Origin of the sequence: Bacillus sp. JJ1521 (assembly GCF_036965165.1) — a bacterium.
In the GTDB taxonomy this organism is placed as follows: domain Bacteria; phylum Bacillota; class Bacilli; order Bacillales; family Bacillaceae_L; genus Ferdinandcohnia.
This window is the reverse complement of record NZ_JBALOX010000167.1, coordinates 1-12,246: the sequence shown is the minus strand read 5'-3', so window position 1 is coordinate 12,246 and position 12,246 is coordinate 1. Positions and strand designations below refer to the sequence as shown.

Annotated in this window: 9 protein-coding genes; 4 read left to right on the top strand and 5 right to left on the bottom strand. The window is 37.1% G+C overall.

Going from position 1 to position 12,246, the window contains the following annotated elements; genetic code table 11:
* Window positions 1-809: histidinol-phosphatase HisJ (gene hisJ, locus V7147_RS19990; protein ID WP_335369571.1), on the top strand; the 809-nt coding region annotated here is incomplete at its 5' end.
* Here the strand turns inward: hisJ and refZ are convergent.
* On the bottom strand, window positions 799-1,452 hold the full coding sequence (gene refZ / locus V7147_RS19985; RefSeq protein WP_335369570.1) for a forespore capture DNA-binding protein RefZ: 654 nt from the start codon (window positions 1,450-1,452) through the stop codon (window positions 799-801). The genes hisJ and refZ overlap by 11 nt on opposite strands.
* A gap of 143 nt (window positions 1,453-1,595) precedes the next feature.
* Here refZ and V7147_RS19980 point away from each other — a divergent pair, with 143 nt between their 5' ends.
* Window positions 1,596-2,075: a GAF domain-containing protein gene (locus V7147_RS19980; protein ID WP_335369569.1), complete on the top strand. Its 480-nt coding sequence runs from the start codon at window positions 1,596-1,598 to the stop codon at window positions 2,073-2,075.
* Between the two features lie 285 nt (window positions 2,076-2,360).
* Here V7147_RS19980 and megL read toward each other — a convergent pair whose 3' ends face one another.
* A complete protein-coding gene (megL, locus tag V7147_RS19975) occupies window positions 2,361-3,539 on the bottom strand; it encodes a methionine gamma-lyase (protein ID WP_335369568.1) in 1,179 nt (392 codons plus the stop codon).
* A gap of 140 nt (window positions 3,540-3,679) precedes the next feature.
* Complete coding sequence (locus V7147_RS19970) at window positions 3,680-5,101, bottom strand: sensor domain-containing diguanylate cyclase (protein ID WP_335369567.1); 1,422 nt, start codon at window positions 5,099-5,101, stop codon at window positions 3,680-3,682.
* Between the two features lie 407 nt (window positions 5,102-5,508).
* On the opposite strand from V7147_RS19970, the gene rpsD reads away from it, so the two are divergent.
* Window positions 5,509-6,111: a 30S ribosomal protein S4 gene (gene rpsD, locus V7147_RS19965; RefSeq protein ID WP_335369566.1), complete on the top strand. Its 603-nt coding sequence runs from the start codon at window positions 5,509-5,511 to the stop codon at window positions 6,109-6,111.
* Between the two features lie 83 nt (window positions 6,112-6,194).
* Here rpsD and V7147_RS19960 read toward each other — a convergent pair whose 3' ends face one another.
* Window positions 6,195-7,706, bottom strand: coding sequence for an MDR family MFS transporter (locus V7147_RS19960; RefSeq protein ID WP_335369565.1), 1,512 nt, complete (start codon window positions 7,704-7,706; stop codon window positions 6,195-6,197).
* A gap of 173 nt (window positions 7,707-7,879) precedes the next feature.
* Window positions 7,880-9,139, bottom strand: a complete 1,260-nt coding sequence (gene tyrS, locus V7147_RS19955; protein WP_335369564.1) for a tyrosine--tRNA ligase — start codon at window positions 9,137-9,139, stop codon at window positions 7,880-7,882.
* 150 nt (window positions 9,140-9,289) lie between these two features.
* Between tyrS and V7147_RS19950 the strand changes: the two genes are divergently transcribed.
* On the top strand, window positions 9,290-12,199 hold the full coding sequence (locus V7147_RS19950) for a transglycosylase domain-containing protein (protein ID WP_335369563.1): 2,910 nt from the start codon (window positions 9,290-9,292) through the stop codon (window positions 12,197-12,199).
* The last annotated feature ends 47 nt before the right edge of the window (window positions 12,200-12,246 follow it).

The window sequence follows — 12,246 nt, the reverse complement described above, 5'->3', positions numbered from 1 at the left end:
GTCATATCCATTCACCCTTTTGTCCACATGGTACGAAGGATGGATTTGAGGATTATATTACTTGTGCCATTCAATTAGGATTTGAGGAAATTTCATTTACAGAACATGCTCCACTACCAGCACGTTTTGTCGATCCCACACCCGGGAAGGATAGTGGAATGGATCCAAATGAATTAGAAAATTATATTACTGTTTTAACAGATCTTCAAAAAAAGTTTGCATCCGAGATTAAAATTAATATCGGATTAGAGGTCGACTATATTGAGGGCTATGAAGAGGATACAAAAGCCTTTTTAAACGAGTATGGTCGATATTTGAATGATAGTATTCTATCTGTTCATTTCCTAAAAAACGGGAATCAGTACTATTGTCTCGATTATAGTCCCGATACTTTCGCAACAATGATACAAGACTACTCATCAGTCGAGGCTGTATATGAAGCTTATTATGATACATTGCACTGTTCAGTCACATCCGACCTTGGTCAATTTAAACCAAAAAGAATCGGTCATATGACGCTTGTTCATAAGTTTCAAAAAAAATTTCCAACATCAAAAAGTTTCACTTATAAAATAAACGAGATACTAGACAGGATTGCAGACCTCGGGCTTTCTTTGGACTATAACGGAGCTGGTATAAATAAGCCTCTTTGTCGTGAGGTGTATCCTCCTCAACAAATCATTAGAGAGGCCATAAAACGAAAAATCCCTCTCGTCTATGGTTCCGATGCCCACAGCAGGAAGGATTTAAATCAAGGGTTTGATGCTTTATATAATGACGCGGTTCTCGTTTCACCGACTAAATATTAACAGGGAATAGTGTCACTTTGTTTTTTATCGTATGTTGTTGTTTACAGATCATTGTGTTGACCCATTTTTCAATTTCATGGCAGTATTGTTCATTTACATAGAGTTCATAAGGCATCAAATGTAGAACCTCTGACATATATTGAGGGTGTAAATAAGGCATCGATAGCATACCCTTTAATTGCATGATGGCATATGGAATCGGAATAAGTGCAAATTCCTGTTGTTTCATTCCAGTTTCAAAAATGGCCTGAAAATAGTATTTTTCCTTTGCCATATAGGTGGTCATGATTTCACGGATTAATGTGGTATCAAAGGTAATTTCTCGTTGAACGAATCGTGATAAGTGGCGATTGTCCTTTTGATACTCCATAATGCCCCTGATCGCAAGCAATAAACATTCTCTAGCAGTTCTATTATCCAATTCAATATAGGCTTGTTCGACAAAAGTCAAATATCCCTCTAGGTAAGTCGAGACTAGATGTTCTAGTAAACCTTCTTTATTTCCAAAATAGTAGGAGATATTAGCAACATTACAATTTGCTTTTTTTGCAATTTCACGTACTGTTGTTCCATCAAAGCCTTTTGTATTAAATAAAAAAACGGAAGAATCAATAATTTTTTGTTTCATGCTTTTATTTTTCATAATCAACCCACCTTACCCTTAATATTGTATAGATTTCGCTAAGCAAAGGCCGATTCCTTTAAGATTTTATCGACAAGTCACGCGTTATAAGCTATTATTTGATATAATTTATGTAGGAAATACTCAAATGGAGGGGAACAATCATGTTTCATGTCGAACAATATAAAGGCAATAAAGTAGATGACTATAATCTTGTGACAAAACAGCTTCAAGCTTTATTAGTAGATGAACCAGATCAAATTGCCAATTTGGCAAATGCTTCAGCATTACTAAACCAATTTTTGGATAACATCAATTGGGTTGGCTTTTACGTGAAAAAAGGAAATGAATTAATTTTAGGGCCTTTCCAGGGGTTACCAGCATGTGTACGAATTCCAATGGGACGAGGGGTTTGTGGTACTGCAGCCCAAAATCAAAAGACTGAAAGAGTCGCAGATGTTCATCTTTTCCCCGGGCATATTGCTTGTGACAGTGCTTCTCAATCGGAAATTGTTGTGCCAATTATTAAGAATGGTGAAGTATTTGGTGTATTAGATATCGATAGTCCAATCAAGGAACGCTTTGATGAAGTTGACCAACAATGCTTAGAAGAATTTGTGAAAGTTTTAGAAAATCATATATAAAAATAAGCCAGTGGGAATCCAAGTCTCACTGGCTTTTGAATCAAATGCGCTTTGGCGTATTTGCGCCCGATTTTTTTCGAGCAAGCTCGAAAAATTTCCTTTTAAAAATCGTGGCATCCGCCGGAGGCTTTAGGCCCACATGATGTGGGTCACTCAGACGTTGTCACAGGATGTGACGATCTTAGTCTGAGTTCCTTTATTTCAGTCATGGATTGAACCAAAATTAAATATATGCCTATTTTTATCCCACCACTTAAAGAAGCGGTGGAAAAACGCTGAATAAAGTTAATCGTTTAGTGCTTGATTTAAATCTTCCCAAATATCCTCCCAGGATTCTAATCCAACTGAAAGTCGAATTAAATTATCGGTTATTCCCATTTTCAATCGTGCTTCCTCTGGAACAACTGCGTGTGTCATGGTTGCTGGGTGCTGGATAAGTGTTTCAGTGTCACCAAGACTTACTGCAATTTTAATTAATTTCACCCGATTTAAGATACGTTGCGCATCCTTCTTTGAGCCTTTGATTGTAAAGGAAATTAATCCGCCAGGCATACGCATTTGCTTTTTCATAATTTCATAGCCTGGGTTTTCTGAGTCTCCAGGGTAGAAAAGATATTCTACATTTTTATGTTCTTTTAATAAAGCGGAAATTTTTTCCGTATTGTCACAGTGGCGACCCATTCGCACTGGTAGAGTTTTTAACCCACGAAGTAGCAGCCAAGCATCGAATGGAGACATAATCCCGCCTATATCCTTTTTCGTTGTCATTGTTACTTCTTGGATAAAATCCTTCTTTCCAATAACAAGTCCGGCGATCACATCACCATGTCCTCCGATATACTTTGTCGCACTGTGAACAACAATATCACAACCTAATTTAATTGGCTGCTGCAAATACGGTGAACAGAAGGTATTGTCAACGACAACAGGGATATGATGTTGTTTAGCAATTTTAACAATTTTTTGTAAATCAATAAGTTTCATAGTTGGATTAATCGGTGTCTCGATGTAGATCACCTTTGTTTTTGGAGTTAGTTTGGAGCGAATTTCTTCCTCATCGTCCATATCACTTAAATCATGATTGATGTTATACTTTTCCTTCATCATTTGAAGAAGTCCAAAGGTACATCCATAAAGCCCCTGTGAACAAAGGATATGATCACCAGATTTTGTTAAAGCAAATAATACAGCGGATACTGCAGCCATTCCAGATCCAAATGAAAGCCCTGCTTCTCCACCTTCCAAAATGGCAATTCTTTCTTCTAAAAGCTTTACTGTCGGATTGCCTAGCCGAGAATATATATAACCTTCTTCAGCACCCGCAAAACGTGCTTCGCCTTGTTCTGCAGACTCAAAAGTAAAGGTTGAAGTTTGGTAAAGTGGCGGTGTTAAGCTCCCATTAGGGGAAGTTGAACCGCCACCATGGATTGCTAATGTATCAAAATTTTTACTTTCATTATTCATGTTCCATTATCCCCCTTAAGACTTTCGTTTCTATAAATAGCATATGATAGGTAGGTTTATTTTGAAAGCGTTTTCTATTTTCATAGAGGTTTACTTGGGTTTGTAAGTTTTTTAGACAAGACAAAAAGAAAGACATCCAATTAAGAATGTCCTTCAGTTACTTTATTCTCGCTTGCAATGACTTGATTTTTCCCAGATTGTTTCGCAACATATAAAGCATTGTCTGCACGGTGGAAAAGACTTTGGAATGTTTCTTTGCATTCCTTGGACCATGTTGCCACACCACATGAAATCGTTACTTTAGGATTTGATTGCTGTTCAACTCTTTTCCCAAGTCGTTCAGCAACAGCAATTCCTGAAGCTAAATTCACTCTCGGTAAATATATTGCCAGCTCTTCCCCGCCCCAACGAGCTCCAATATCATGGTCGCGGATGTTTTCCTTAATTAGATTGGCAATTTGAACGAGCGCTTCATCCCCTACTTGGTGACCGTACGTGTCATTAATTCCTTTAAAATCATCAATATCAATTAAAATAAATGTACCAAAAGCATCCGTTTCCAATGATTCCTGCACACAATCCTCTAAGTGATTACGTGAATAAAGCTTTGTTAAATAATCAGTAATCACTAGCTTCTCAAGCTCCTCCCGAAGAATTGAATTTGTAAAAGCTAAGGATGAATGGTGAATTAATGATTGTAGAAGCTTAAACTTATCGAAAGCAAAGAAATATGGTAAATTATGCAAGACTATTGCTACTCCCAAGATTTCATCGCGTTGTACCATCGGAACAGACATCATGGAGCGATAAGGGGAACCACTAAATGTCGAGTCGACCTGTAAATCTCCGATGAAAATAGCTTCTTTTTCTGTTAAGATTCGGTCAAGGCTAAATAATACATAAGGCTCCCCATGCCCTTCTTCAAAAAAAGTAGTACTTCCTGGAAGTACCTCTATTTGTTCATTCGTTTGCACGAAGAAACCTACCTCATTGGCGCCAAAGGAATTTCTGATTTGAGATGACATGAATGTCAATGTATCTGTTAATCTCAAATTTGAATTTAACTTATGTGAAGTTTCGTTAATTAATTGAAGATCCGAAATTAATTGCTTTGATTGTTGGTAAAGCTGAGCATTTTCGAAAGCATGTCCAGCTGTATTTGCCAATAGTTCAATAAATTGAATTTCTGATTTAGGAAATTCCAACGCATAATGTGCATTAATTTCCAGGACTCCATAAACTCCCTGACGCCCTTTTAGCGGAGCATAAATCATGGACTTTTTATCGGCAAACGAATTTTCAAGTTGCAAATTTCCAGTTATAAACGCTTGCATAACAGGCGAGTTTTCACCATGTTCATATTCTTTTATATCCTTAATTGGAATAACTTTATGTCTCGTATTATCATGTGCTAGAAATAAGGTATATGTGAACGATGGGTATACATCCTGTAATGTATTTATAACCTCTTCAAGCACAGCATCTATGTCCATTGTTGAATGAAACTTCGAGGTTACTCTAAATAGTTGCTCATATCTTAAATCTTCATTTGGAAATTTCACGATTAATCACCCATCTGACATTTATACTTTATATATTCATTATAATAGATAATGCATGAAAAATGTCTTATTATATGTTAAAAAATCCAAATTTATTACAATATTCTTTCTTAAAACAGGATTTTCACCAAAATGTGTTCGACTTTCACTTTTTAACTTGTATATTTTAAGATAACTTGACTTCCTATTCTAAAAATCATATAATGATCGTTGTGTAAAATAGCGCAGCAAATGTGAGTAGGTTTTTGTTTTATTTTGTTCCTCTGATGGGCTTTGGCCCAAAGATGGTGTATCACGTAACTCTTGGCTGCTAGGGCGAAGGTACATGAAAACAAAATAGCCAAGAACATCTAGCGCATCTGTTTTTATTTTACAACAAAATAAAAACATTGAAGGAGGAGTCATTCATGGCTCGTTATACTGGTCCAAGCTGGAAATTATCCCGTCGTCTTGGAATCTCATTAAGTGGTACTGGTAAAGAATTAGAAAAGCGTCCTTACGCTCCTGGACAACATGGTCCAAACCAACGCAAGAAGCTTTCTGAATATGGTTTACAATTACAAGAAAAGCAAAAGCTTCGTCATATGTACGGTATGAATGAACGTCAATTCTACAATACATTTGTTAATGCAAGCAAAATGCAAGGGGTTCTTGGTGAAAACTTCATGATTCTTCTTGAATCACGTTTAGATAACCTAGTTTACCGTCTTGGTCTTGCACGTACTCGTCGTGCAGCTCGTCAATTAGTTAACCATGGTCACATTCTTGTTGATGGAAAGCGTGTTGATATTCCATCTTACCGTGTAAGACCTGGTCAAGCGATTGCAGTTCGTGAAAAATCACGTAACTTTGTTACAATCAAAGAAGCAATCGAAGGTACTACTTTCGTACCAGAATATTTAACATTTGATGCTGATAAGCTAGAAGGAACTTTCACTCGTTTACCAGAGCGTTCTGAATTACCAGCAGAAATCAACGAAGCATTCATCGTAGAGTTCTACTCTCGTTAATTAATATGCTTTGTAAATAGCATATTTAAAAACCCTAGAAACCTTGATATATCAATGGTTCTAGGGTTTTTTATTTGTATAATTCATTTAATAATTGCTTTCGTTAACCTTACTCTTTCCTTTCCCATCAAGAAAATGACAACTAGTGATAATAAGATAGGGATTAAGGCGATAAAAAATGTAATTGTGATAGAGTCTGAAAGCGAATAAATTATTTTATCCAAAATAAAGCTAGGAACCTTCGCACGTTCACTTGCCTCAAAGATTTGCCTCGAATCCTCAATATTTCCTAATGCTTTGCCGCCGTCCATTCCTTTAAAAGCATCTGTTAAATTCTGTGTAAATACCTTGTTTTGAATGGTTCCGAATACAGTAATTCCTATAGTCATTCCAAATGATCGCAAAAATGAATTCGTTGAATTAGCTGTCCCTCTAAAATGCGGTTCGAGATTGTGAACAGAAGCTGTTGGCAACAGTGAAAATGAAAAGCCCATTCCAAAGCCAACAATAATCATATAAATTGTCATGATTTCTCTAGTTGTGTCAGGTGTTAACGTGCTAAGAGAATACATACCAAAAAAGTATGATATAACGGAAATAATCATTAGATTACGAAAGCTTGTTTTCGTTTGAAAAATCCCTCCGATCGCACTTCCTGCTACGGAACCCAGCATCATCGGCATCAGAATTAAACCAGCATTTGTAGCTGATCCACCGTACACCGCTTGAACAAAGATCGGGATAAAAACCGTCAAAATAATAAATGTTCCACCATATAAAAATGCCAGAATTTGTGAAGTGGCAAATAGTCGTCTTTTAAATAGCCAAAAAGGTAAAATTGGTTCCTTAGCCTTAAGCTCAAAAAGGATAAATGCAATAAAACACACTGTAAATCCAGAAAGTAAACTAATAACCTGAACCGAATCCCAAGTGTATTTCTTTCCACCTAATTCTAATGCGAACATTAAACATACAATTGCTGTAACGAGTGTGATCGCCCCGCCCCAGTCAATTTTCTGATTTTCGAGCTGTGACGATTCCTTATAATAGCGAACGATTAGAAAAAGTGATAAAAGTCCAATCGGAATATTGACATAAAATACCCAATGCCAGCTAATATATTCAGTTATATAAGCGCCTAATAATGGACCTAGTACGCTTGAGGCCCCAAAGACCGCACCAAGCAGCCCTGTCATTTTTCCGCGCTTTTCTGGTGGAAAAATATCAAAGACAATTGTGAAGGCGATTGGCATTAACGCACCTCCCCCAATACCTTGAATAGCCCTATAAACACTTAACTGAACCATACTTTGAGAAATCCCACAAAGTGCCGACCCAATTAAAAAGACAACTAATCCGAATATAAAAAATCGCTTACGTCCAAACATATCTGATAATTTACCGAATATCGGCATTCCCGCCATCACCGCAACCATATAAGCAGATGTCACCCAAACAAATTTATCAAAGTCTCCAAGGTCTGAAACAATCGTACCCATTGCTGTTGCCACAATTGTATTATCCATAGCTGACATGAGAATACCTAGTAATAAGCCTGTCACAACAAATTTAATATTGCTTTCCTTTGAAATCATAATGTTTCCCCCAAATTATAAAGCATTAATATATTGCACTGTTATTTATATTTTGTTACCCAGTCCATTATAATTATAAAACCGCATATTTCACATAAAAAAAAGTGGCATCCCTTTCCACTATCTATTTTGAAAAAAATTAAGGTGCTCCCGTAGGAACACCTTATCTTCATTTAGTATTTAATCAAGAAATATTTTTTCTTACCGCGACGGATTACTGTAAATTGACCTTCGATTCGATGTTGCTCAGCAAGAAGCGCATCTACCTCTTGAATTCTCTCACCATTTACAGAGATGGCCCCATTTCCAATATCCTCACGAGCCTGACGCTTTGATGGAGATATTTTACTCATGACTAATAAATCAACTAAACTAACCTCACCATCTCCAGCAAACTCGTAAGAAGGTACATCCTTAAAGCCTTGCTTAATCTCCTCGGCACTTAATTCACTAATTGTACCACTAAATAATGCTGTAGAAATCTTCACCGCTTGTTCAAGCGCTGCCTCTCCGTGAACCAGTTTCGTTACCTCTTCTGCCAGTGTCTTTTGTGCCAAACGTTTTTCTGGTGCATTTTGGATATCTGTTTCAAGGTTTTCAATTTCCTCTTTTGAAAGGAATGTGAAATATTTCAAGTAACGTACAACATCACGATCATCCGTATTGATCCAGAATTGATAAAACTCATATGGTGACGTTTTTTCTTTATCTAACCAGATTGTACCACCTTCTGTTTTACCAAACTTAGTTCCATCGGACTTCGTTACAAGTGGAATAGTTAGACCAAATGCTTTCGCATCCTCGACTGTCTTACGGATCAATTCTAGTCCAGCTGTGATATTTCCCCATTGGTCACTTCCGCCAATTTGAAGTCGACAACCTTCATTTTCATACAGCTTTAGAAAGTCATAGGATTGTAAAATCATATAACTAAACTCTGTAAATGATATACCAGCATCTAATCGTGATTGGACGGAGTCTTTAGCAAGCATGTAATTTAATCCAAAACTCTTTCCGATATCACGTAAGAAAGTTATTAAATCTAAGCTTCCGATCCAATCATAGTTATTCGCAATTTCAGCTGGATTCCCTTCTGCTTCAAAATCTAAAAAGCGAGAAAGTTGCTCCTTAATGCTATTGCTATATTGCACGACAACCTCTTTCGGATTCAACGTTCTTTCCGCTTTTTTACCGCTTGGATCACCGATAAGTCCAGTAGCACCTCCAACTAATGCTATCGGTTGGTGTCCAGCCAACTGGAATCTTCTCAACGTCAAAATCCCTACTAAATGTCCGATATGTAAGCTATCAGCTGTGGGATCAAATCCACAATACAATTTAATCTTTTCATTTGCTAAAGTATGTTGTAAGCCTTCCTCATCCGTTACTTGATTTATTAGACCTCTATAGGTCAAATCCTGAATAACATCCATTTATGTTCAAGTCTCCTTTTTACGGCATAATAAGGTTTTTCTATCACATTTCGTCTAATATTGTCAAATTAAATAATGGAAATTCATAAAAAAATATTAAAGTCACTATCGTATATGCTATAATAAACTTGGATTTTTAGGGGGATGATTATGAATTTTAATAAATCACAGATATTTGAAAAAATTAACGCTTTTTGGCAAAATGTCACATCGAATAAAGTAGTTAATGTAATAGCTGGAAAGAAAACCCGTAAAAGTGTAAGAGTTACATACGGTGTTGTATGGAATTTATTTTTACTTTTCTTTATTATTTCGATACTTGGTCTTGGCTTTGCCGGAGGAGCAGGTGCTGGATACTTCGCATCCCTAGTAAAAGACGAACCTGTTCGAAGCTATGAAAGTTTACAGAAAGATATTTATAATTACGAAGAAAATACAGAGGTTTATTTTTCAAACGAAGTCTATCTTGGCCAATTACGGGCAGATCTACATCGTGAAGAGGTATCACTTAATGAAATTTCTCCATATATCAAGGATGCTGTAATTGCAACTGAAGATCAGTACTTTTATAAGCATGATGGCGTCGTTCCAAAATCCATTCTACGTGCTATTGTTCAGGATGTAACTGGTTCACCCATCCAAACTGGAGGAAGTACACTAACACAGCAATTGATTAAGAATCAAATTCTCACAAATGAAGTATCGTTTGATCGGAAAGCAAAGGAAATTTTAATTGCATTACGACTTGAAAAGTTTTTTGATAAGGATGAAATACTAGAAGCATATCTAAACATTATTCCCTATGGCCGTAATTCATCAGGTCGAAATATTGCCGGGGTTCAAACAGCAGCACAAGGGATTTTCGGAGTAGATGCAAAGGATTTAAACCTGCCACAAGCAGCTTTTATCGCTGGTCTACCACAAAACCCATATGTCTATACACCTTTCTCCAATCAGGGCGGAATGGTCAAAGAAAATTTAGAACCCGGTCTAAACCGAATGAAAACAGTCTTAGAGCGAATGTTTACAGGTGGCTTCATCACCCAACAGCAATATGAGGAAGCACTAGCATATGATATTCGTGCAAACCTTACCCCGCCCAAGTCTGAATCAATTGAACAATATCGTTGGTTGACGCATGAGGTGGAAAAACGTGCAACTGATATTTTAATGAAAAAATTGGCTAAAGACGATGGCTATGAAGAGAAGGATCTTGAAGATAACGAAGATTTAAGTATATATTACTCTGAAATTGCGGACAGAAACCTTCGTCAAAGCGGGTACAAAATCTATACTACCATTGACAAGGACATTTATGATGTATTGCAAGAGGCAGTAAAAAACTTTCAATATTTCGGTCCTGATAAACAAACAAAAAAGAAAGATTTAGAAACCAATGAATATGTAACCGTCATGGAACCAGAAGAGCTTGGATCGGTACTTATTGAAAATAAGACTGGACGAATACTCGGCTTCGTGGGTGGGCGTGATTTCGAGCGTGAACAAACAAACCATGCTTTTAACCCGGCAAAACGTCCGAATGGATCCACAATGAAACCATTGTTAGCCTATGCCCCTGCAATGGAATTAGGACTGGTACAACCGGGTAGTGTGATTGCCGATGTGAAATTTACTTACGGGAATTACACCCCACAAAACTTTGGCGGTCCAAATGACTTTGATGGTTTAATGTCGGCAAGACATGCTTTAAAATTATCAAGGAATATTCCAGCACTCAAAACATATTTAAAAGCCTTTGATACTCGCCCAGTTACATTTTTAGAAAAAATGGGCTACACTACCCTAGACGAAAAAGACTACCAAGGTCTATCCATTTCTATTGGTGGTATGACGAACGGTGTTTCAGTTGAAGAAAATGTAAATGCATATACTACTTTTGCAAATGATGGCAAGTTTATCGATGCATATATGATCGAAAAGATTGTGACAAATGATGGAGACGTAATATATGAGCACGAGGTAAAACCTGTTGATGTATTTTCTCCACAAACTGCCTATTTGACGATTGATATGATGCGTGATGTTATAAATGGTGGTACTGCTTCGTCTCTTAAAGGCTACTTAAAGTTTAATGCAGACTGGGCTGGTAAAACTGGTACTACAAATAACTCAGAGGATATATGGTTTGTTGCGACAAACCCTAATGTAACCTTTGGAACCTGGATTGGGTATGATACACCAAAGTCTGTCGATAAACATAAGGGGCTTTCTAATTCAAGAAGAAATATTCTTCTTTGGGCTAATCAGATGAATGCTGTATATGATATAAAACCAGATCTTGTAAAGCCAACAGAGAACTTTAAGATGCCTGGTGGAATCGTATCACGTTCCTACTGTGGTATTTCAGGCTTACTTCCATCTGATTTATGTCGAGAAGCTGGTCTTGTTCAATCAGATATTTTTAACGCAAAATTTGTTCCAACGAAGGTTGATGACAATCTTGTCAAAGGTAAGTATATAGAAGTAAATGGAAAAGCCTATCGTGTTCCTGCAAGTGCTCCACAGGAATTTGTCCAAGAAGGAGTTATGATTAAGAAGGAATTTTTAGCAGAAAACGGCTTGAAGGATTCAAAAGCAATTGAACAGTTGCTTCCTGATAACAGTCGTTGGAAGAACCTAGTTATTACGGAAACAGAGGAGCTAAAAGACAATGGCTCTGTTCCATCCCAAGTACAAGGTGCTTCGATTTCTTCTGGCATATTGAGATGGGCTAAACATGAACACAATGATGTAATTGGTTATCGAATTTATGGCGCTGCTAATTTTACTGCAGATTTCAAGAAAATAGGTAGTATACCTGCTACAAAGGATCTACAATTTAATGTTGGAAACGGCGTTGCAGCCTACTATGTCACTGCCGTCGATGTTACTGGTAAAGAAACACCACTTGCAAATTCAGCTCTAATTAAGAGTGGTGACTATAAGCCTGAACCAGAAGTGGTAACTCCTCCGCCACCTACTCCTCCAGCAGACGGGGGAAATGGTAATGGTAATCAAAATGGAAATAACGGCAATGGTAATGATAACGGCGGAAATTAAAGGATAGAAAAAGAGGTGATCCATTGGATCACCTCTTTCCTTTATGT

What these genes read in the sequence shown, in the direction of transcription:
- refZ (WP_335369570.1), bottom strand. Translation starts at nt 1,452, where the DNA reads ATGAAAAATAAAAGCATGAAACAAAAAATTATTGATTCTTCCGTTTTT.
- V7147_RS19980 (WP_335369569.1), top strand. Translation starts at nt 1,596, where the DNA reads ATGTTTCATGTCGAACAATATAAAGGCAATAAAGTAGATGACTATAAT.
- megL (WP_335369568.1), bottom strand. Translation starts at nt 3,539, where the DNA reads ATGAATAATGAAAGTAAAAATTTTGATACATTAGCAATCCATGGTGGC.
- rpsD (WP_335369566.1), top strand. Translation starts at nt 5,509, where the DNA reads ATGGCTCGTTATACTGGTCCAAGCTGGAAATTATCCCGTCGTCTTGGA.
- V7147_RS19960 (WP_335369565.1), bottom strand. Translation starts at nt 7,706, where the DNA reads ATGATTTCAAAGGAAAGCAATATTAAATTTGTTGTGACAGGCTTATTA.
- tyrS (WP_335369564.1), bottom strand. Translation starts at nt 9,139, where the DNA reads ATGGATGTTATTCAGGATTTGACCTATAGAGGTCTAATAAATCAAGTA.
- V7147_RS19950 (WP_335369563.1), top strand. Translation starts at nt 9,290, where the DNA reads ATGAATTTTAATAAATCACAGATATTTGAAAAAATTAACGCTTTTTGG.